This window comes from Nocardioides aurantiacus (assembly GCF_003752505.1).
Classification (GTDB): domain Bacteria; phylum Actinomycetota; class Actinomycetes; order Propionibacteriales; family Nocardioidaceae; genus Marmoricola; species Marmoricola aurantiacus.
Window position 1 is genome coordinate 1,315,771 of sequence record NZ_RKHO01000001.1, and the last position, 20,573, is coordinate 1,336,343.

Below are 20,573 nucleotides of genomic sequence, written 5' to 3' on the forward strand. Positions count from 1 at the left end.
GTGGCGGGCCGTGGGTCACACTGCTTCCTGACCAGGTCAGGGGGCCGCATGCACGACGCCGGCAAGGCACCCTCGCGCGCGGCGGTGGACCGGGTGCGTGACGCCCAGGTCGACGCCTACCGCGTCGCGGGCCTGCCGCGGGCGGAGCTCACCGACCTCGCCCGCCTGGCGGCCCAGCTCGCCGGCGTCCCGGCGGCCGCGGTCAACCTGATGCGCGCCGGCGACCAGACCACCGTCGCGGCGTACGGCACCGGGACCGAGGTGTGCGACCGCGAGGACGCGATGTGCGCCGCGATCCTGTACGACGGCCACCCGGTGCGCGTGGCGGACGCGTCGGCAGACCCCCGCTGGGCCGACAACCCCTACGTCACGGGGGAGCGCAACTCCTTCCGCTTCTACTGCGCCCACCAGCTCGTCACGCCCGACGGCGTGGTCTTCGGGACGCTCTGCGTCTTCGACCACGTGCCCCGCGACATCACCGACGAGGTCGACGACCTGCTGGGCGACCTCGCCCACCGGGTGGTCGACCTGCTCGAGCTGCGGGTGCGCACCCGCCAGCTCGAGGACGCGGTGCGGGACCTCACCGAGACCCGCGGTCAGCTCGAGCGCTCCAACGAGCGCCTCAGCCTGTTCGCCGCCCAGGTCGCCCACGACCTCAAGGGCCCGCTGGCCTCGCTGTCCTTCGCGCTCGGCGTGCTCGACGACCACGACGGGTCGGTCGCCCCCGAGGACGCGTGGCTGGTCGCGCGCGCCCGCGGGAGCGTCAACCGGATGGACGGGCTGATCGGCGACATCCTGCGCTTCGCCACCGTCCAGGGCGGGGTGCTGGTCGACGAGGTCGACCTCGCCGACCTGGTGCGCGAGGTGTGCGTCGACCTCGCGCTGCAGCTGCAGCGGGTCGAGGTGGTGATGGGGGACCTGCCCGTGGTCAGCGGTGACCGCACCCAGCTGCGCCTGGTGGTGCAGAACCTCGTCGCCAACGCCGCGCGCTTCACCCGCGACCGCGGCGACGCGCTGGTCCGGGTCTCGGCCGGTCACGGCGAGGACGCCGGTCGTGCCGGTCGCCGCGGCTGGTGGCTCGAGGTCGGGGACAACGGCCCCGGCGTGCCCGACGAGGACCGCGAGCGGGTCTTCGAGCTGATGGTGCAGGGCACGTCGTCCGACGGCCTGGGCATCGGCCTGGCCACGGCCCGCCGGCTCGTGGAGGCCCACGGCGGGACGGTCCGCATCGGCGACTCCCCCGAGGGCGGGGCGCTGCTGCGCATCGAGGTGCCCGCGGGCTGAGGACCCGTGCGGTCCCCGGGCTAGGGTCCGAGCATGCGCGTGGTCATCGCTCCCGACAAGTTCGCCGGCACGTTGAGCGCGGTCGAGGCGGCCGCCGCGATCGCGGCGGGCTGGTCGCGACGTGCTCCCGGCGACGAGCTGGTGCAGGTCCCGATGTCCGACGGGGGGCCCGGGTTCGTCGACGTGCTGCACGCCGCGCTCGGGGGCGAGCTGCAGGCCGTGACCGTCGACGACCCGTACGGCGCGCCCGTCCCCGCCGCGGTGCTGCGCGTGGGCGACACCGCCTACCTCGAGTGCGCGCAGGCCGTCGGGCTGCACCTGACCGAGCCCGACCGGCGGCGACCCGAGGACGGCACCACCGTCGGCCTGGGCCAGCTGCTCGCCGCCGCGGTCGAGGGCGGTGCCCGCCGGGTCGTGGTCGGCCTGGGTGGCTCGGCCACCAACGACGCCGGCGCCGGCCTCCTGGCCGCCCTGGGTGCCACCGCCGGGACGGGCTCGCTGACGCAGGGCGCCACGGGGCTCGCCGAGGTCGCCGACGTCGACGTGAGCGCCGCCCTGGCCGCGGTGGAGGGTATCGAGCTGGTCGTGGCCAGCGACGTCGACAACCCGCTGCTCGGCATCACCGGCGCCACCAAGATCTTCGGGCCCCAGAAGGGGCTCCCCGACGAGCGCCTCGTCGTCGTCGACGGCTGGCTCCAGCGCTTCGCCGAGCAGACCGACCGCAAGCTGGCCGCCCGCAAGGGCACCGGCGCCGCCGGCGGGCTCGGCTTCGCGCTCCAGCTCCTCGGCGCCGAGCAGACCAGCGGTGTGGTGGTGGTCGCCGAGGCCGTCGGGCTGGCCGACCTGGTGCGCGGGTCCGGCCTGGTGCTCACCGGCGAGGGGGCCTTCGACTTCCAGTCGCGCTCGGGCAAGGTGCCCTACGGCGTGGCCGAGGTCGCGGCGACGGCGACGGTGCCGTGCGTGGCGCTGGCCGGCCAGGTGCTGGTGGGGTCCCGCGAGATGCGCGCGCTCGGCGTGGAGTCGGCGTACTCCCTCGTCGACCTGGTGGGGGAGGAGCGCGCCTTCGCCGCGCCCGCGGACGCCCTGGCCGAGCTGGCCGAGCGCACCGCCCGCACCTGGTCGCGCTGATGGCTCGGAATATCCGGTCGTGTGCGACGATTGAGACGTCGTATCGCGCACCCGATCAGCACTGGAGAGCCACATGACCGAGCAGGTCGACACCGCTAGCGAGATCCGCACCGACGGCATCAACGTCACCGACACCGCGTCGAGCAAGGTCAAGAGCCTCCTGGAGCAGGAGGGTCGCGACGACCTCCAGCTGCGCATCGCCGTCCAGCCCGGTGGCTGCTCGGGGCTGCGCTACCAGCTCTTCTTCGACGAGCGCACCCTCGACGGCGACGTCGTCACCGACTTCGACGGCGTGTCCGTGGTGGTGGACCGCATGAGCGTCCCCTACCTCAACGGCGCCACCATCGACTTCATGGACTCGATCGAGAAGCAGGGCTTCACCATCGACAACCCCAACGCCACCGGCTCCTGCGCCTGCGGCGACAGCTTCCACTGAGCCACGGCCCCTCGGGGCCACGGATTTCCAAGGCCGGTCCCCACCGGCGCCCCGCGCCCTGTCGGACGCGACGAGAGGCGGCCCTCCTTCGGGAGGTCCGCCTCTCGTGCTGTCCGGACACGGGGCCCGGTCGCTGCTAGTCGAGGTGCAGGTGCAGCCGCGAGGCCAGGTGGGCGGCCGCCCGGCTCACCGTGACCCGGGCCTTGCGGACCTCGCGCGGGAAGGCGTCGTAGGCGAGCGAGGGCGCCGGTCGGCCGACGGCCCCGTCCTCGATGCGCTGGTGCGCGAGGTGGAAGCGCTCCCCGCAGGCGGCGCAGTCGGAGGTCATCGTGGGCGCGGGGTCCTGGTCGGCGTACGCGAGGCGCTCGTAGGTCATGCCGGCGACGCTAGGGGCTACTCGGGGGTACTCCGAGCGGTACCGCTGGGTAGTGTTCAGGACGCGTCGCGCGGGACCTCCCAGCGTCCCCGGGGCGTCCGAGAGCCGACCTCCCTGCCCGTTGAGCCCGCCCCGAAGGACGCCCATGTCGCTGCTGATCGCCGGATCCATCGCCACCGACCACCTGATGAGCTTCGGCGGCAAGTTCGCCGACTCGCTCGTCGTCGACCAGCTCGACAAGCTGTCGGTGTCCTTCCTGGTCGACGACCTCGAGATCCGGCGCGGCGGCTGCGCCGGCAACATCTGCTTCGGCCTGGGCCAGCTCGGGCTGCGCCCCGTCCTCGTGGGCTCCGCGGGGGAGGACTTCGCGGGCTACCGCTCCTGGCTGGAGCGCCACGGGGTCGACTGCGAGTCGGTCCGGATCTCCGAGGACAAGCACACCGCGCGCTTCGTCTGCACCACCGACACCACGATGGCGCAGTTCGCCAGCTTCTACCCCGGCGCGATGAGCGAGGCCCGGCTGATCGAGCTCGGCCCGATCGCCGCCCGGGTGGGGGAGCCCACGCTGGTGCTCGTCGGCCCCGACGACCCCGAGGGCATGGTGCGCCACACCCAGGAGTGCCGCCAGCGGGGCTACGCCTTCGTGGCCGACCCCAGCCAGCAGCTGGCCTTCGGGGAGGGCGAGATGATCCGCGAGCTCGTCGACGGGGCGGCGTACCTGTTCTGCAACGAGTACGAGTCGCACATGATCGGCCAGAAGACCGGCTGGACCCCCGAGGAGATCCTGTCGAGGGTCGGCACCCAGGTCGTCACCCTGGGCAAGGACGGCGTCCGCGTGGAGTCCACCACCGCCGAGACCATCACCGTCACCGCCGTCCCGGGCGTCACCGCGGTCGAGCCCACCGGCGTCGGCGACGCCTTCCGCTCGGGCTTCCTCGCAGCGCTGGAGTGGGGCCTGGGCCACGAGCGGGCCGCCCAGGTCGGCTGCGTGCTCGCGGCGTACGTCGTGGAGCGGGTCGGCACGCAGGAGTACTCCTTCACCCACCAGCAGTTCGTCGACCGCGTCGCCACGGCGTACGGCGACGAGGCGGCCGCCGACGTGCGCCCGCACCTGCTGGGCTGAGGGCGGCCGCGCCCTCGGGTGCCGTTCACAGCAAGAACCCACGCCACGACCCGGACGTCTCTCAGGAGGGGCGGGTAGTAGGCTCAAGGAGTCCGTAGTTGGCTCCGTCGACCACCGTGTCCGCCGGTCACCACACGAAAGGGCTCGTCCGTGAGTCTGCAGTTCCCCACCCGCCTGCGCCGGTCCTTGGCGACGGGTCTGCTGGTCGCCGTCGCACTCGTGCTGAGCGGTTGCTCGGCCGAGACCGACACCCAGCTCAAGCGGCTCGCGATGCCCGAGGCGGCCACCGCCGAGGCACCGGCCGTGCACACCCTGTGGATCTGGGCCTGGGTCGCCGCCATGATCACCGGCGTCCTGGTCTGGGGCCTGATCCTCTACGCCTCGTTCCGCTACCGCCGACGCAGCGAGTCCGAGATCCCCGTGCAGACGCGCTACAACCTGCCGATCGAGGTCATGTACACGATCGCGCCGGTCATCATGGTGCTGGTCTTCTTCGTCTTCACCCTCCGCGCGCAGGCCGACGTCCTGAAGGACGACGACAACGCCGACAACGTGGTGACCGTGGTCGGTCAGCAGTGGTCCTGGTCGTTCAACTACAACCTGGGCTACGACGAGGAGACCGAGAAGTACGAGCCCCGTGACGGCGAGGACGTCGTCTACGACGTCGGCACCGCGGCCGAGCCGCCGACGCTGTGGCTCGTCAAGGACCAGTCGGTGCAGTTCAACCTGACCTCGCCCGACGTCATCCACTCCTTCTGGGTGCCGGCGTTCCTGTTCAAGATGGACGTCATCCCCGGTCGCCACAACAGCTTCAGCGTCACCCCGACCCGCGAGGGCACCTTCGAGGGCCGGTGCGCCGAGCTGTGCGGCGTACGACACACGCGGATGCTCTTCAACGTCAAGGTCGTCGACCAGCAGGAGTACGACGATCACCTGGCCTCGCTCGCCGAGCGCGGCAACACCGGCCCCGCCCTCGGCGGCGCCGAGGTCAACACCGTCACCGGCCTCGAGCCCGAGAGCAACGGAGGAGAAGAGTGACCGCCGTCTCCGACGCGCCCACCACCACCCGCCGCGTCACCACCCCCCGCAAGCCCAGCCTGGGCCAGCAGGTCGTCCGGATCCTCACGACGACCGACCACAAGCTCATCGGCAAGCTCTACCTGACAACCAGCTTCGCGTGGTTCCTGGTCGGCGGCCTGCTCGCGCTCGTCATCCGCTCCGAGCTCGCCTTCCCGGGCTCGCAGGTGGTCAGCGACGAGGTCTACAACCAGCTGTTCACCATGCACGGCACGATCATGCTGCTGCTGTTCGCGACGCCGCTGTTCTTCGGCTTCGCCAACGTGCTGGTGCCGCTGCAGATCGGTGCGCCCGACGTGGCGTTCCCGCGCCTGAACATGCTCGCCTACTGGTTCTACCTCTTCGGCGGCATCATCACCGCCTCGGGCTTCTTCACCCGTGAGGGGGCCGCGGACTTCGGCTGGACGGCGTACACCCCGCTCAGTGACGGCGTCCGCTCGCCCGGCATCGGCGGCGACCTGTGGGTGATGGGCCTGTGGCTGGCCGGTCTCGGCACCATCCTCGGTGCGGTCAACTTCACCGTGACGATCATCTGCATGCGCGCGCCCGGCATGACGATGTTCCGGATGCCGATCTTCGTCTGGAACTCGCTGGTCACCAGCCTGCTGGTCCTGATCGCGTTCCCGATCTTCGCCGCCGCGCTGCTCGCGCTGGCCGCCGACCGGACGCTGGGAGCCCAGGTGTTCGCGCCGGAGCACGGCGGCGCGATCCTGTGGCAGCACCTGTTCTGGTTCTTCGGCCACCCCGAGGTCTACATCCTGGCGCTGCCGTTCTTCGGCATCATCACCGAGATCCTCCCGGTCTTCAGCCGCAAGCCGATCTTCGGCTACGTCGGCCTCGTGGCGGCCACCCTGGCCATCGCCGTGCTGTCCGTCGCGGTGTGGGCCCACCACATGTTCGTCACCGGCGCGGTCGACCTGGCCTTCTTCTCCGGCATGACGTTCCTGATCGCGGTGCCCACGGGCGTGAAGTTCTTCAACTGGATCGGCACGATGTGGGGCGGGTCCATCAGTTTCGACACGCCCATGCTGTGGTCGGTCGGCTTCCTGACGACCTTCCTCTTCGGCGGTCTCACCGGCGTGATCCTGGCCTCGCCGCCCCTGGACTTCCACGTCTCGGACTCCTACTTCGTGGTGGCGCACTTCCACTACGTCGTCTTCGGCACCGTGGTGTTCGCGATGTTCGCGGGCTTCTACTTCTGGTGGCCCAAGATGACCGGCCGGATGCTCGACGAGACCCTCGGCAAGGTCCACTTCTGGCTGCTGTTCCTGGGCTTCCACACCACCTTCCTCGTCCAGCACTGGCTCGGCGTCGAGGGCATGCCCCGGCGGTACGCCGACTACGCGGCCGGTGACGGGTTCACCACGCTCAACCAGATCTCCACCATCGGGGCCTTCCTGCTCGCGTTCTCGACGCTGCCGTTCCTGTGGAACGTCTACGTCAGCTCGCGCTCGCCCAAGGTGTCGGTCGACGACCCGTGGGGCTGGGGCCGCTCGCTCGAGTGGGCCACCTCGTGCCCGCCGCCGCGCCACAACTTCGTCACGCTGCCCCGGATCCGCTCGGAGTCCCCGGCCTTCGACCTCCACCACCCGGAGATCGCCGCGCTCGAGTACGCCGACAACGACCTCAGCGGTGCCGCAGACGCTCCCGACATGGAGGGTCGCTTCGGCAACCTCGCCGACAACGACAAGGGGGAGCGTCGATGAAGGCCGAGACCTGGATGTTCGTCTTCTGCAGCGTCTTCTTCGTCCTGGTGACGCCGTTGTACTACCTGTCCAGCGGCGACCTGACCGGCACCACCGCGCTGGTGATGACGTTCCTGCTGACCACGCTGATCGCGTTCTACCTCGGCTTCCACGCCCGCAAGATGGAGCCGCGTCCCGAGGACCGCAAGGACGGCGAGATCGCGGAGGGTGCCGGCGAGCTCGGGTTCTTCCCGCCCTACAGCTGGTGGCCGCTGTGGTGCGCCCTGTGCCTCTCGGCCATGGTGCTCGGTGTCGCGATCGGCTGGTGGCTCTTCCTGATCGGTGCCGCTCTGGGCGCGATCGCGCTGTGCGGCCTGATCTTCGAGTACTACCGCGGTGAGTACGCCCACTGAGCAGCGTGGCGAGATGATCCGAGTGTGACACGGGTCACGTCGTGAGCGAGACCCGCGCGTCTCGTAATGCAGCAGTTGTTAGCCTGAAGAGGCTTCTGCCGCGACGTTCTCTGGAGTCATGCCATGTCCTCCCGGACACCTCGATCCCGTTCTGCCCTGGCCGGGCTGCTCGCTTCGGCCCTGGCCCTGTCCGGCTGCTCGCTCACCGCGAACGGCGACTCCGACGAGGCCGGCTCCCGCACGGCGGGCAGCGGCGAGGCACCCTCGGTCCAGGAGGAGCAGGACTCCGCGGCTGTCGTCGTCAGCAACATCCGTCGAGGCGCCCAGGACGTCGACCTCACGCGGAAGCTGCGGCTGACCGTGCAGGACGGCACCTTCGAGGACGTCACGGTCACCACCCGACGCGGTGAGCCCGTGGAGGGCCGGATCTCAGCCGACAAGACGCGCTGGGTCTCCCAGCAGCAGCTGACCTCGGGCACCCGCTACCGCGTGGCCAGCACGGCCGTGGACGCCGACGGCCTGCAGAAGTCCTTCGACTCACGCTTCCGGGCCCGCACGCTCAGCCTCGACGAGCAGACCTACCCCAGCTTCGTCGGCGACGGTCAGACCGTCGGTGTCGGGATGCCGGTCATCGTGCGCTTCGACGTGCCGGTGAGCGACAAGGCCAGCATCGAGAAGCACCTCGAGGTGACCAGCAAGCCGGCGCAGGTCGGCTCGTTCCACTGGATCAGCGACAACGAGGTGCACTGGCGTCCCCGCGCCTACTGGAAGCCCGGCACCCAGGTCGAGGTGACGGCCGACGTCGGCGGCGTACCCGCGGGCAACGGCATCTACGGCCAGGTCGACCGCACCATGAACATGACCATCGGCAGCGCCATGGTCTCCAAGGTCGACATGAACACCCACCAGATGAAGGTGTTCCGCAACGGCGAGCTGCTCCGCACCATCCCGATCACCACGGGGGAGCAGCCCAAGTTCACGACGCGGTCGGGCACCAAGGTCATCGTGGAGAAGTTCCGTCAGAAGCGGATGAACTCCGAGACCGTCGGCATCGACCCCGACAGCGCCGACGGCTACGACATCGACGACGTCGAGTACGCCATGCGTGTCACCTACTCCGGCGAGTTCATCCACGCCGCCCCGTGGTCGGTCGGCAGCCAGGGCAGCGCCAACGTCAGCCACGGCTGCACCGGCCTGAGCACGGCCGACGCCGGCTGGCTCTACGACAACTCCAAGGTCGGCGACGTCGTCGAGTACACCGGCACCGGCCGTGGCACCGACCTGACCAACGGCTTCGGCGACTGGAACGCCTCGTTCGCCGACTACAAGGCCGGCTCCGCCCTGAGCTGACCTCCTGGTACCCCGAGCACCTCTCGACGCCCCCAGCACGGCTCAGCGCCGTCCTGGGGGCGTCGTACGTCCCGACCGGGCAGTTGTGCTGGCCGAAGTGACGCCGAGCGGGCAGTTCTGCAGGCTGTCAGGACGCCGAGCGGGCACTTGTGCACGGTGCCAGGACGCCGAGCGGGCACTTGCGCACGGTCGACGCCGCCGGCCCGAGCATCCGGCGTACGGCGACAGCGCTGGTCGCCCAGCCCGGTGTGCGGAGTGTGACGTCAGCGTCGCGACAAGGTCCGCAAGGAGACGCTCCTGTCGCAGTCGACTGCGTCCAGTCTCCACAACTGCCCGGTCGGCGGTTCCACGTCCAGCACCACTGCCCGGTCGGCGGTTCTACATCCAGCACAACTGCCCGGTCGGCGCTACTACATCCAGCACAACTGCCCGGTCGGCGCTACTACATCCAGCACTACTGCCCGGTCGGCAGGTCTGGGCGTGGCCTGGCCGCCGGGGACGACGAAGGGCCCCGGGGACGTGCCCCGGGGCCCTTCGTGTCGTGCTGGTGTCAGCGGCTGCTGAGCTGGTTGTCGCTCACCGAGTCGGCACGGCCGTCGAACTGGTGTCCGTCGGCGGCGTGGCCGCTCATGGCGACCTCGTGCGCGTGCTCGAGCTCGGCGTGGTGGTGTGCCTCGTCGAGCTCCTCGCGGGTGGGCTTCTGCACGTTGTCGCCGTACCAGAGCTGCGAGAGACGGCCGCGCAGCTTGTCCTTGCGCGCGGTGGGGGAGGAGACCCCGTTGTCGTCGGTCGTCAGCTGCGGGACGAAGATCTCGTCACGGTCGCGGGCGGTCAGCGTGTAGGCACGCTCCAGGGGCAGCGGCAGGTGACGCTCGCTGTAGCCGCCCTGGGCGTCCCGCATGATGATGCCGCTCTCGTAGCCGTGCAGCAGCTTCTCGTTGTCGTGACGCTGGAGCGAGATGCACCAGCGGCGCGTGATGATGAACGCGATCACCGGGCCGATGAACACGGCGGCCCTGATGAAGTAGGTGATCTGGTTGATGCTGAGGTTCATCTTGATGGCGATGATGTCGTTGCCGCCGGCGGCCCAGAGCAGACCGATGAAGGTCATCAGCGCGACCATCGTGGCCGTGCGCGTCGGGGCGTTGCGGGGGCGCTGCAGCAGGTGGTGGTCCCGCTTGTCCTGGGTGATCCAGGACTCGATGAACGGCAGCATCAGCAGGATCGTGAACATCACGCCGGGGAGCACGATGATCGGCAGCAGCACGTTCCACGACAGCGTGAGGCCGAAGAAGTGCGACTCGATGCCGGGCATGATGCGCAGCGCGCCGTCGGGCCAGCCCATGTACCAGTCGGGCTGGGAGCCGGCCGTCACCTCCGCCGGGTTGTAGGGGCCGTAGGCCCAGACCGGGTTGATGGTGATGATGCCGCCCATGAGGGTCAGCACGCCGAAGACGATGAAGAAGAACCCGCCGGCCTTGGCGGCGTACACGGGGAGCATCGGGAAACCGACGACGTTGCCCTCGGTGCGGCCGGGGCCGGGCCACTGCGTGTGCTTGTGGTAGACGAGCAGCAGCATGTGGGCCGCGATCAGCGCCAGCAGCACGCCCGGGATCAGCAGCACGTGGACGGTGTAGAGCCGCGGGATGATCGAGTCACCGGGGAACTCGCCGCCGAAGAGGAAGAACGAGGCGTAGGTGCCGATGACGGGGATCGACTTCATGAACCCGTCGGCGGCCCGGATGCCGGTGCCCGAGAGTAGGTCGTCCGGGAGGGAGTAGCCGGTGAAGCCCTCGAGCGTGCCGAGGATGAGCAGCAGGCAGCCGATCACCCAGTTGAGCTCGCGGGGCTTGCGGAAGGCGCCGGTGAAGTAGACGCGCATCATGTGCACGAACATCGAGGCGATGAAGATCATCGCGGCCCAGTGGTGGACCTGACGCATCAGCAGGCCGCCACGGATGTCGAAGGAGATGTGCAGGGCCGACATGTAGGCCTCGGACATCTCGAGCCCGCGCAGCGGCGAGTAGGACCCGTCGTAGACGACCTCGGCCATGCTGGGGCGGTACCACAGGGTCAGGAAGACGCCCGTGAGCAGCAGCACGACGAAGGACCACAGGGCGATCTCGCCGAGCATGAAGGACCAGTGGTCGGGGAAGACCTTGCGGAGGTTCTTCTTGGCCAGCCCGGCGAGGCCGAGCCGGTCGTCGGCCCAGGTGGCGGCGGCGCCGACCTTGGAGGGCTTCTCGGGCTTGGCGGCAGTCTTGCCGTTCGTGCGAGCGACGGTGTCAGCGCTCATCTCGGTCACTCATCTCCAGGCTCATCGTTGTTGCGCTCCCAGAATGACGGGCCCACGGCCTCGGTGAAGTCACGGGTGGCGACTAGGTAGCCCTCGTCGTCCACGGCCAAGGGTAGCTGCGGCAGGTGACGCGCCGCGGGGCCGAAGATGACCTTGCCGTTGTCGGCGAGGTCGAACGTGGACTGGTGGCAGGGGCACAGCAGGTGGTGCGTCTGCTGCTCCCACAGGGAGATCGGGCACCCGACGTGGGTGCAGATCTTGGAGTAGCACAGGATGCCGTCGACGCCCCAGTTCTCCCGACCGGGCCAGGGCTTGATGTCGTCGGGCTGCATGCGGACGATCACGACGGCGGCCTTGGCCTTCTCCTGCTGGAGCTCGATGCCTTCGTAGAGGGGCTCGCCCTCGGCATCGTCCTCGAAGAAGATCGCGGGCTCGCCGTTGACGAGCTGACCCACCTCCATGTCCTGGGGGCGGATCGGGGTCCCGCTGACGTCCTGGACGACGCGCATGCCGCGCTTCCAGACCGTCGTGTAGAGCTTGTCACCGGGCAGCGGACCGAGGTCGCGGAGCATGATGACGGCCGGGGCGCCGAGCAGCAGCACGGAGCCCAGGAGGCTGTTGCGGATCAGCGGACGCCGGGCGATGCCCGACTCCTCGGTGCCCTGGCGCAGCGCCGCGAGCGTCTCGACCTTGTCCTCCTCCGAGGACGAGGCCGCGTGGCGGTACTCGACGATCTCGGTGTCGGCCATGAGCTTGCGGGCCCACTGGATCGTGCCGACACCGATGAGGGTCAGTGCGAGGCCCAGGAACAGGCCCATGGTGAGGTTGGAGGCACCGAAGCCGAGCAGCTCGGAGGGGTTGTCGCCGATCTCGAAGACGAAGTACGAGACGCAGAACAGCACCGTGCAGACGGCCGAGAGGCCGAACAGCAGGGCGACCTGGCGCTCGGCGCGCTTCTCGAGGTGCTCGTCGACGTCGGTGGGCCGCGGCTCGTGGGCCGGCAGACCCGGGTCGTCGAACAGGTCGTTCTCGACCCGCTCGAGCTCGCCCTTGGCCGTCATGCCGTGCCGCCCTTCTTCTTGGTCGAACGCGTGGAGTGTGCGGCGATCCACACCGCGAAGCCGACCAGGACGCCCATGCCGACCAGCCAGGCCACGAGGCCCTCGGTGACCGGGCCCAGGGAGCCGAGCTGGAAGCCGCCGTACTTGGGCGCCTCCTCACGCTCGTTGAGGTAGGCGATGATGTGGCGCTTGTCCTCGGGGGTGAGGACCTCGTCGGAGAACACCGGCATCTGCTGCGGGCCGGTCAGCATGGCCTCGTAGATGTGCTTGTTGGAGACGCCGTCCAGCGACGGGGCGAAGCGGCCGCGGGGGAGCGCGCCGCCGGCGCCGGCGAAGTTGTGGCAGGCGGTGCAGTTGGTGCGGAAGAACTCGCCGCCCTCGACCACGCCCTCCTCGTCGACGTCCTCGGTGCTGGTCTCGGCCTCGGAGGGCACGGACGGGCCGGGGCCGAGCGTCGCGACGTACGCCGCCAGCGCCTCGGTCTCCTCCTCGGAGTAGACGGGGGGCTTGCGCAGCGCCTGGGTGCCGGGCTGGGCCATCGGCATGCGGCCGGTGCCGACCTGGAAGTCGACCGAGGCGGCGCCGACGCCGACCAGGCTGGGGCCGTACTGGTTGCCCTGCTCGGTGGGGACGCCCTCACCGTTCTTGCCGTGGCAGGACGAGCAGCCGACCAGGAACAGCGCGCGGCCCTTGGCCACGAGGTCCTCGTCGGCGGTCTTCTGCTCCGCCGAGGCGGGGGAGAGGAAGGCGAACACCCCGCCGGTGAGGATGAGCGCCAGCAGCACCACCACGGGGCCGGCGAGGCGGCTGCGGCGGTGTGCCGAGAGGCGGCCGGTGATCCGGCTGCCGAGCTTCTGCGTGAGTCGCACCAGGGAACCCTTCGGGAAAGTCAGGACTGCGGGGGACTACTTGATCAGGTAGACGGTCGCGAACAGACCGACCCAGACCACGTCGACGAAGTGCCAGTAGTACGACACGACGATGGCCGTGACCGCCTGCTCGTGGGTGAACTTGCGGGCGAGGTAGGTGCGCCCGAGCACGAACAGGAACGCGACGAGGCCACCGATGACGTGGATGCCGTGGAAGCCGGTCGCGAGGTAGAACACCGTGCCGTACGCCGAGGACGGGATCGTCAGGCCCTCGTGGACCAGCTCGGCGTACTCGAAGGCCTGGCCGCCGATGAAGACGGCGCCCATGCAGTAGGTGAGGATGAACCACTCCCGCAGGCCCCACTGCTTGAACTGCCACAGCTTGCCGGTGCGACCGACGATGCCGTCCTCGGCCTTGAAGACGCCGAGCTGGCAGGTCACCGAGGAGGCCACGAGGATGATCGTGTTGACCGTGGAGAACGGCACGTTGAGCAGCTCGGTCTCCTGGGCCCACAGCTCGGGGCTCACGGAGCGGATCGTGAAGTAGGCGGCGAAGAGAGCCGCGAAGAACATGAGCTCGCTCGAGAGCCACACGATCGTGCCCACGCTGACCATGCTGGGTCGGTCGTGGTGCCCGTGGAGTCGGGATGCCGGGATAGCCGTTGCTGTCGCCACCCGATCATTATTGCCCCACCCTGTGAATCGGCCATCCCTGACCCCGGTGTTTTGCTGAGAAGCACCACCTAACCTGGAGGTGTGCCGCCCTTCTCCCCGTCCGCCGTCTTCACCGAGTGGGGCCTCTCGCCCGTGCTGTTCGTGCTCGTCGTGTGGGCCGCGGGGCTCTACCTGTACGCCGTGTGGCGGCTGCGCGACCGCGGTGATCGGTGGCCCGTGGGGCGCACGCTCGCCTTCGTCGGGGGTGGCCTGGGGACGTTCTTCTTCGCCACCAGCTCGGGCCTCGCGGCGTACGACACGACGCTGCTGAGCGTGCACATGGTCCAGCACATGCTGCTCTCGATGGTCGTGCCGGTGATGTGCGCCCTGGGCGCCCCGGTGACGCTGGCGCTGCGCACGCTGCCCGCCCGGCCCCGCCGCGTGCTGCTCGCGGTGCTGCACTCCCGGGTCGCGAAGGTGCTCACCTTCGCGCCCCTGACCCTGGCCGTCTACGTGATCAGTCCGTGGGCGCTCTACTTCACCGGCTGGTACGACGCCACCTTGCGCTCGGACCTGCTGCACGAGCTGATGCACGTGCACCTGGTGGCCGTGGGTGCGTTGTTCTTCACACCGATCCTGGGCGTCGACCCCGTCCCCGGTCGCGTCAGCCACCCGTTCCGCCTGCTGATGCTGATGCTGACGCTGCCCTTCCACGCCTTCCTCGGCGTCACCGTGATGGGCCAGACCACCCTCATCGGCGGCGACTGGTACCCCTCGCTCAAGGCGCAGCTGCCGTGGCTCCCCGACCCGATGGCCGACCAGCACCTGGCCGGCGGGATCCTGTGGGGGTCGGGCGACCTGATCGCGCTCATGATGTTCGTCACGCTGTTCGTGCAGTGGGTCCGGGCCTCGCAGCAGGAGGCCCGCCGCGAGGACCGACGGCTCGACCGGCTCGCCCGGGCCGAGGAGCGGACGCGCGACCGGGACGGCGCGCAGGAGCGGGAGCAGGCGACCACCGTCCCGGGTGCCCCCAGGCGGTAGCATCCGCGACGTGACCTCCGCCTCCTCCAGCGCCGGCAAGACCCTGAGGGTGCTCGTCTACAGCGACGACGTCGACACGCGGGAGCAGGTGATCCTGGCGCTCGGCCGTCGGCCGCACCCGGACCTGCCCGAGGTGGAGTACGTCGAGGTGGCGACCGAGCCCGTGGTGATCCAGCAGATGGACGCCGGCGGCGTCGACCTGGCCATCCTGGACGGCGAGGCCGCCCCGGCCGGGGGCATGGGCATCGCCAAGCAGCTCAAGGACGAGATCTACCGATGCCCGCCGGTGCTGGTGCTCACCGGGCGGGTCCAGGACAACTGGCTCGCGACCTGGTCGCGTGCCGACGCCGCGGTGTCCCACCCGCTGGACCCGATCGAGCTGGCCGAGGCCGTCATCCGGCTGCTGCGCTCGCGGGTCCCGGCCACGACGTGAGCCCGGTCCCGACCGGCGGGACCGCACCCAGCTGGCCGTCGGTGCTCGGCGGCCTCGTCGCCGGGCGCGACCTGGACGCGGGGGAGACCGCCTGGGCGATGGGCGAGGTCCTCGCCGGTGCTGCCACCCCCGCGCAGGTCGCCGGCTTCGCGGTGGCGTTGCGCGCCAAGGGCGAGACCGTGGCCGAGATGGAGGGCCTGGTCGCCGCGATGTACGACGCCGCGACCCCGCTCTCGGTGCCCGGTCGCCTGCTCGACGTGGTCGGGACGGGCGGTGACCGCTCGTTCTCGGTGAACATCTCCACCATGGCCGCGATCGTGGCGGCCGGCGCGGGCGCGACCGTGGTCAAGCACGGCAACCGCTCGGCCTCCTCCAAGGCCGGCAGCGCCGACGTGCTCGAGCGGCTCGGCATCCGTCTCGACCTCCCGGCGGCCGACGTCGCCCGGGTCGCGGAGGAGGCCGGCATCACGTTCTGCTTCGCCGCGGCCTTCCACCCCGCCCTGCGTCACGCCGCCACCGCGCGCAGCGAGCTCGGCATCGGCACCACCTTCAACTTCCTCGGCCCGATCGCCAACCCGGCCAAGCCGGCCGCCCAGGCGATCGGGTGCGCCGACGTGCGGATGGCGCCGGTCATGGCCGGGGTCTTCGCCCGGCGGGGCGTCGACGCGTGGGTCTTCCGCGGCGACGACGGCCTCGACGAGCTGACCACCACGACGACCTCACGCGTGTGGCTCGTCCGCGACGGCGAGGTGACCGAGCAGGTCCTCGACCCCGAGTCGCTGGGCCTGGCCCGCGGGACCGCCGAGGGGTTGCGCGGTGCCGACGCGGCGTACAACGCCGAGGTGGTGCTGCGGACCCTCGACGGCGAGCAGGGACCGGTGCGCGACGCCGTGCTGCTCAACGCCGGTGCCGCGCTGGCGGTGCACGCGCGAGGCGACGGCAGCCTCGAGGAGCAGGTCGCCGCCGGCCTCGCCCGCGCCACCGAGGCCGTCGACTCCGGTGCCGCCCGGGCTGCTCTGGACCGCTGGGTGGCCGCGACCCGCTGAGGGCCGCGGCTCACCCCGCCGGGCTCAGCTGACCTTGATGCTCAGCTTGGCCGACCGCGAGCTCGTCAGCTGGGCGTTGCCGCCGTAGCCGACCGAGAGGTAGTGCGTCCCCCGGCTCAGCCGCGGCACCGTGATGGTGACCTTGCCGCGGGCGGAGGAGGCGATCGAGACGTACTTGATGCGCCGGGTGCCGTCGTACACCGAGACGGTGCCGCTGATCGCGGCCCCGGTGGGTGCGGTCACGGTGACGTAGGCGCGCGGGTACGTCGTACGACGGATGGTGCGGTCGGCGAGGGTGAACGTCGACCTGGACGCCGCCTTGGCGACCCGCATCCCCGTCGACGTGCTGGTGCCGTCGAGGTACCCGACGCGCTTGGCGGTGACGCGGACGCTGATCAGACGACCGGCGTCGGCGCCTCCGAGGAGGTAGGACGTCGACGTGGCGCCGGTGACGGCGACGCCGTCGCGCAGCCACTGGTAGGTGAAGGACGGCGACCGCGTCCAGGTGCCGGGGTTGGCGGTCAGGCGGTAGCCCACCTTGGCGATGCCGGAGACCTTGGCCGCGCCGGTGGCGACGAGCCGCTCGTTGCCGGTGGCGGTGAGGGCGTTGCTGGTCACCGTCGTGGGGGAGTAGCCGGCCCTGGTGCCGGTGGCCCGCAGCTGGACCGTCTTGCCGGCGTCGGCCGTGCGGACCACGAAGCTGGGCGTCGTGGCCCCGCTGACCGCCACGCCGCCGACCAGCCACTGGTAGGCGGTGGTGACACCGGTCTCCTGCCAGGTGGCTGATCCCGAGACGGTGGTCCCCACCGTGGCGGTGCCCTGCAGCACCAGCTCGCGGAGCAGCGAGGGACCCGTCCCGAGACCGCCCTTGACGATGTTGCTGTCCGCGGTGCCGGCGGGGTAGCCCGCCCTGGTCCCGGTGACCCGGACCTTGATCGACTGGTTCAGGTCGGTCTGGGTCAGCTCGTAGACGCGGGTGGTGGCGCCGGGGATCGCGGTGGTGCCGCGGTACCACTGGTAGGAGGTCACCACGTCGGGCAGGTTCCAGCTGGGCAAGGTCGACGTGAGGGCCGTGCCGACCTGGCCCGCCCCGGTGATCTGCGGGGCGACGGTGGCCGGCCGGTCGATCACCGTGAACCCCCGCCAGGCCGAGCTGCCGAGGTCGGCTCCGGCCGGGTCCACGGCGACGACTCGCCACTCCCAGCTGCCCGCGGCGACGGCCGTGAGGGGCGCCCAGGCCTGGGCCGCGGTGGTGCGGGTCTCGATGGTGCTGGTCGAGCCCGTCGCGCGACGCTCGAACCGGTAGGTGCTGGCGCGCTTGACCGCGCCCCACGCGAAGAGGGCTCCGTTGGGGTCCTGTCGGGTGCCGTCCGCCGGGGACTGCAGGCCCGGGCCCGTCCCCACGACGACGAACGGGGCCAGTCGGCTCCACGCACCCACGCGGCCCTTCGCGTCGACCCGCTGGACGCGCCAGCGGTAGCTCGAGGCCGCCGCGGGGAGCGGGTTGACCGGTGCGTGGCTGGTCTGCTTGGTGTTCAGCGCGAGGACCCGGTTGCCCTGGCTGGGGACGGTGTCGTCGTTGCGGTAGACCTCGAGGTTGTAGGACGCGGCGAACGGCAGGGGCTCCCAGGTCAGCACCTGGCTCTCGTCCAGCGTGCCCCCGTCGCCGGGGCTCACCTGCTCCGGCACCGGGGAGCGCTTGTCGAAGCGGCCGGTGCGGCTCCAGGAGAGGTTGTTCTGGGAGCCGTCGACGGCCTGGACGCGCCAGTAGACGGTGCCCTCGGGGTAGGTCGTCGACGGGGAGGTGAACGTGGTCTGGTCGACGAGCACGTTGTCGAGGAGCGTGGTGGAGAGGAACTGGGCGCTGGTCGAGGTCTGCACGCGGTAGTAGGACGCCTCGGTGCGTGACACGTTGGGCAGGTCGGAGGATCCCGACGTGCTCGGCGCCGGCGCCTTCAGGTAGTCGGACCAGTCGAGGGTGATGTCGTCGGAGAGCACTGCCTCGTCGTCCGGGGAGACGAGGGCGACGGCGTTGCTCAGCAGGTTGAACTGGTGCCGTGCCGCCTTCAGGGGGGCGCAGCCCGTCGCCGCGCTGCAGGGCACCACCTGCCAGTAGTACGCCGAGCCAGCGTTGCTGTCGGCGAAGGCGGCCGTCGGTGCCCACACCGTGCTGTAGACGATCCGCGGGTAGGTGAGGTCGACGAGGTTCGTCATCTCGGCGTCGCGCGAGACGTACAGCTTGTAGTACGCAGCACCGGGGACGCTGTCCCAGGCCAGCACGGGGGACTGCCGCAGGTTCTGGCAGGAGGCCGGAGCGGTCTTGGTGCACGAGGTCGCCGCGTCGGCCAGCTCGGTGCCCACGAGGGCTGCGCGCTGACCTCCGACCTCGTCCAGCTCGGTGATCCGGAAGGCCCCGATGCGGCCTTCACCGAGGAACACCGTGGACCGGTAGGCCTCGACCTGGAACTCGTAGCGCCCGGGTGCGAGGTAGCCGTCGCCGACGTCCTCGGTCGCGGGGTTCGTCGTGGTGATGGTGGTGCCGTTCCACGCTGTCGCGCCGGCCTTGCGCAGCCGGACGACGTACTTCGTCGCCTCCGTGACGGGATCCCAGGTCAGCGTGGGGAACCGTGTCGTGGAGGTCTCTGCCGAGGTCGGGTGCGGGGACGTGGCAGTCGGTGCCGGGGGCTCGAGCACCTCGAAGGTCGGCTGCGCGCTCACGAGCAGCGAGGTGCCGAGCCGACCGTCCTCGGAGACGGTCTGCACCGTCCAGCGGTAGGAGCCGGGCTTGAGGGTGCTGCGGGGAGTGAAGGAGGTCGCGGACGTCGTGGTGGGAGAGACGGTGCTGCCACCGTCGATCGGGGTGATGGTCACCCGGTAGCCCGCCGCGTCCCGGGCCGCTGACCAACGCAGGGTCGGCACCGTCACCTCGGCGCCACCGACAGGTGAGGTGGGCGTGACCGCCGCCGGGTCGTAGGTGAACTCGCCGATCTCGGCGTTGATGCCCTGGGTGATGGGCACCGGAGTCCCGGTCGGCGTCCGGTCGAAGGCCAGGACGCGCCAGTAGAACTGGCCGCCGGCGCTGGGCATGCAGGCGCGCTCGCGAGCGCTCGCAGGTGTGAAGGTGGTCTGGGTCGTGGTGCACCGGGTCGTCAGCTTGTTGTCGTCGGGGAACGACCTCTGCGTGCTGATCTGCACCTGGTAGTAGCCGGCGAGCTCGACGGGTTCCCACTCGAGGAAGAGCGGGTCGCCCAGGGTGCTGCCGTCCACCGGGTGCACGAGCTCCGGCTGGTCGGGCCAGTTGCGGCGGAACTGCCACACGGCCTGGTCCGAGCCCCACGAGGGGGCGTTGCCCGCCAGGTCGACGGGCCGCACCCGCCAGTAGTACTCGTCGTTGTCGAGCGTCGAAGGAGGTGAGTAGCGCGTGCCGGTGATGCGGGTGACGGTGCGGGTGACGGCGGCGGTGTCGTTCTGGAAGTTCTCGTCGGTGCTGAGCTGGAGGTCGTACGTCGCGGCACCCGGGACGGGGTCCCAGTCGAGCGCGACCTCGGTGATGGGCGACAGGCCGCCGGGGTCGTGGGGCGGGGACGCCAGGGACACGGCCGGCAGCGGGAGCACGCGGTAGGACCACGGGTTGCCGGGAGCCTCGGAGGACCAGGGCGTGACGGTGCCGGGGGCCATCTGGGCCCGCACCCGCCAGTAGTAGGTGCCGGGTGCCTGCTGGGTGGTGTCGGTCAGCGAGGTGCTCCTGACCGAACGGGTCGCGTAGAGCGCGGGGTCGGTGAACTGGGGGTCGGTGCCGACCTGGACGTCGTACCCCGTCGCGCCGGGCACGGCCGACCACGTGAACGTGGCCGGGTCGACGGGGGGCTGCAGGTCGGTGCCGTCGCTCGGGCCGACCGGGACGGGACGGTCGAGGGCGCCGCGTCGGAAGCTCGCCTGCACCCAGTCGCTGGTGCTCGTCGTGGAGAAGCGCGCGCGGACCTGCCAGAAGATGTCGGTGTCACCCGGCAGCTGCGTGGTCGGCACGTAGGCCGCGTTGGTCGTCGAGGTGTTGACGAGCGGGCTCGACAGGTCGGAGGACGTGCTCACCTGCACGTCGTAGCTGCTCGCGCCCTCGACGCGGGTCCACGACAGGACGGGGATCTGCTGGACCGTGGTCCCGGCGGGCGACAGCCCGTACGGCGCTGCGACCGCGGCGCTGGCCGACGTCGGGGCGAGCCCCCACCCGCTGGCAGCCAGGATGCCCACCAGGAGCACGGTGAGCAGGCGGCGTGGACCGCGGATGGACGACGAACGCATGT

General features: G+C 70.7%; 17 protein-coding genes. 11 read left to right on the forward strand and 6 right to left on the reverse strand.

Annotated features, from left to right (window positions below; translation table 11 throughout):
* Positions 1-48: 48 nt before the first annotated feature.
* The 3 genes from EDD33_RS06295 to erpA all read left to right on the forward strand — a co-directional run bounded on the left by EDD33_RS06295 (position 49) and on the right by erpA (position 2,848).
* Entirely contained in the window at positions 49-1,284 is a 1,236-nt protein-coding gene (locus EDD33_RS06295; RefSeq protein WP_123389580.1) for a sensor histidine kinase, read from the forward strand.
* A gap of 33 nt (positions 1,285-1,317) precedes the next feature.
* The gene (locus EDD33_RS06300; RefSeq protein WP_123389581.1) at positions 1,318-2,412 is read left to right on the forward strand and encodes a glycerate kinase family protein; all 1,095 of its coding nucleotides are present in this window, start codon (positions 1,318-1,320) and stop codon (positions 2,410-2,412) included.
* Between the two features lie 73 nt (positions 2,413-2,485).
* Positions 2,486-2,848 (forward strand): iron-sulfur cluster insertion protein ErpA, encoded by a 363-nt coding sequence (gene erpA / locus EDD33_RS06305; RefSeq protein ID WP_056538283.1) that lies wholly within the window; start codon positions 2,486-2,488, stop codon positions 2,846-2,848.
* 136 nt (positions 2,849-2,984) lie between these two features.
* Here the strand turns inward: erpA and EDD33_RS06310 are convergent, their stop codons facing one another.
* The gene (locus EDD33_RS06310; RefSeq protein WP_123389582.1) at positions 2,985-3,224 is read right to left on the reverse strand and encodes a hypothetical protein; all 240 of its coding nucleotides are present in this window, start codon (positions 3,222-3,224) and stop codon (positions 2,985-2,987) included.
* A 145-nt stretch (positions 3,225-3,369) separates the two neighbouring features.
* On the opposite strand from EDD33_RS06310, the gene EDD33_RS06315 reads away from it, so the two are divergent.
* From EDD33_RS06315 to EDD33_RS06335, 5 genes are all read left to right on the forward strand, one after another.
* Positions 3,370-4,347 (forward strand): carbohydrate kinase family protein, encoded by a 978-nt coding sequence (locus EDD33_RS06315; protein ID WP_123389583.1) that lies wholly within the window; start codon positions 3,370-3,372, stop codon positions 4,345-4,347.
* A 150-nt stretch (positions 4,348-4,497) separates the two neighbouring features.
* Entirely contained in the window at positions 4,498-5,385 is an 888-nt protein-coding gene (gene ctaC, locus EDD33_RS06320) for an aa3-type cytochrome oxidase subunit II (protein WP_123389584.1), read from the forward strand.
* On the forward strand, positions 5,382-7,130 hold the full coding sequence (gene ctaD / locus EDD33_RS06325; RefSeq protein ID WP_123389585.1) for an aa3-type cytochrome oxidase subunit I: 1,749 nt from the start codon (positions 5,382-5,384) through the stop codon (positions 7,128-7,130). The genes ctaC and ctaD overlap by 4 nt, the downstream gene beginning before the upstream one ends.
* On the forward strand, positions 7,127-7,522 hold the full coding sequence (locus tag EDD33_RS06330) for a cytochrome c oxidase subunit 4 (protein WP_056538293.1): 396 nt from the start codon (positions 7,127-7,129) through the stop codon (positions 7,520-7,522). Before ctaD ends, EDD33_RS06330 begins: the two co-directional genes overlap by 4 nt.
* A gap of 123 nt (positions 7,523-7,645) precedes the next feature.
* The gene (locus EDD33_RS06335; protein ID WP_123389586.1) at positions 7,646-8,872 is read left to right on the forward strand and encodes a L,D-transpeptidase; all 1,227 of its coding nucleotides are present in this window, start codon (positions 7,646-7,648) and stop codon (positions 8,870-8,872) included.
* A 550-nt stretch (positions 8,873-9,422) separates the two neighbouring features.
* Here the strand turns inward: EDD33_RS06335 and qcrB are convergent.
* From qcrB to ctaE, 4 genes are read right to left on the reverse strand one after another with little or no spacing between them, the layout of a single operon-like run.
* Positions 9,423-11,168 (reverse strand): cytochrome bc1 complex cytochrome b subunit, encoded by a 1,746-nt coding sequence (qcrB, locus tag EDD33_RS06340; RefSeq protein ID WP_123393091.1) that lies wholly within the window; start codon positions 11,166-11,168, stop codon positions 9,423-9,425.
* Positions 11,169-11,173: 5 nt separating this feature from the next.
* Positions 11,174-12,229: a cytochrome bc1 complex Rieske iron-sulfur subunit gene (gene qcrA, locus EDD33_RS06345; protein WP_123389587.1), complete on the reverse strand. Its 1,056-nt coding sequence runs from the start codon at positions 12,227-12,229 to the stop codon at positions 11,174-11,176.
* A complete protein-coding gene (qcrC, locus tag EDD33_RS06350) occupies positions 12,226-13,098 on the reverse strand; it encodes a cytochrome bc1 complex diheme cytochrome c subunit (RefSeq protein WP_246003388.1) in 873 nt (290 codons plus the stop codon). The genes qcrA and qcrC overlap by 4 nt, the downstream gene beginning before the upstream one ends.
* 36 nt (positions 13,099-13,134) lie before the next feature.
* Positions 13,135-13,773 carry an aa3-type cytochrome oxidase subunit III gene (ctaE, locus tag EDD33_RS06355; protein ID WP_123389588.1) on the reverse strand — a complete coding sequence of 213 codons (639 nt, stop codon included), beginning with the start codon at positions 13,771-13,773 and terminating at the stop codon, positions 13,135-13,137.
* Positions 13,774-13,854: 81 nt separating this feature from the next.
* Between ctaE and EDD33_RS06360 the strand changes: the two genes are divergently transcribed.
* The 3 genes from EDD33_RS06360 to trpD are packed head-to-tail and all read left to right on the forward strand — an operon-like array spanning position 13,855 to position 16,272.
* Positions 13,855-14,793, forward strand: coding sequence for a cytochrome c oxidase assembly protein (locus EDD33_RS06360; protein ID WP_123389589.1), 939 nt, complete (start codon positions 13,855-13,857; stop codon positions 14,791-14,793).
* Between the two features lie 10 nt (positions 14,794-14,803).
* Positions 14,804-15,226 (forward strand): Rv3143 family two-component system response regulator, encoded by a 423-nt coding sequence (locus tag EDD33_RS20490; RefSeq protein WP_246003390.1) that lies wholly within the window; start codon positions 14,804-14,806, stop codon positions 15,224-15,226.
* Positions 15,223-16,272 carry an anthranilate phosphoribosyltransferase gene (gene trpD / locus EDD33_RS06365; protein ID WP_246003391.1) on the forward strand — a complete coding sequence of 350 codons (1,050 nt, stop codon included), beginning with the start codon at positions 15,223-15,225 and terminating at the stop codon, positions 16,270-16,272. Before EDD33_RS20490 ends, trpD begins: the two co-directional genes overlap by 4 nt.
* Before the next feature lie 24 nt (positions 16,273-16,296).
* Here trpD and EDD33_RS06370 read toward each other — a convergent pair whose 3' ends face one another.
* Positions 16,297-20,571: an Ig-like domain repeat protein gene (locus EDD33_RS06370; RefSeq protein WP_123389591.1), complete on the reverse strand. Its 4,275-nt coding sequence runs from the start codon at positions 20,569-20,571 to the stop codon at positions 16,297-16,299.
* Positions 20,572-20,573: the final 2 nt, after the last annotated feature.

Coding starts and splice junctions, on each gene's coding strand:
- EDD33_RS06295 (WP_123389580.1), top strand. CDS start 49: ATGCACGACGCCGGCAAGGCACCCTCGCGCGCGGCGGTGGACCGGGTG.
- EDD33_RS06300 (WP_123389581.1), top strand. CDS start 1,318: ATGCGCGTGGTCATCGCTCCCGACAAGTTCGCCGGCACGTTGAGCGCG.
- erpA (WP_056538283.1), top strand. CDS start 2,486: ATGACCGAGCAGGTCGACACCGCTAGCGAGATCCGCACCGACGGCATC.
- EDD33_RS06310 (WP_123389582.1), bottom strand. CDS start 3,224: ATGACCTACGAGCGCCTCGCGTACGCCGACCAGGACCCCGCGCCCACG.
- EDD33_RS06315 (WP_123389583.1), top strand. CDS start 3,370: ATGTCGCTGCTGATCGCCGGATCCATCGCCACCGACCACCTGATGAGC.
- EDD33_RS06330 (WP_056538293.1), top strand. CDS start 7,127: ATGAAGGCCGAGACCTGGATGTTCGTCTTCTGCAGCGTCTTCTTCGTC.
- EDD33_RS06335 (WP_123389586.1), top strand. CDS start 7,646: ATGTCCTCCCGGACACCTCGATCCCGTTCTGCCCTGGCCGGGCTGCTC.
- qcrB (WP_123393091.1), bottom strand. CDS start 11,168: ATGAGCGCTGACACCGTCGCTCGCACGAACGGCAAGACTGCCGCCAAG.
- qcrA (WP_123389587.1), bottom strand. CDS start 12,229: ATGACGGCCAAGGGCGAGCTCGAGCGGGTCGAGAACGACCTGTTCGAC.
- EDD33_RS06370 (WP_123389591.1), bottom strand. CDS start 20,571: ATGCGTTCGTCGTCCATCCGCGGTCCACGCCGCCTGCTCACCGTGCTC.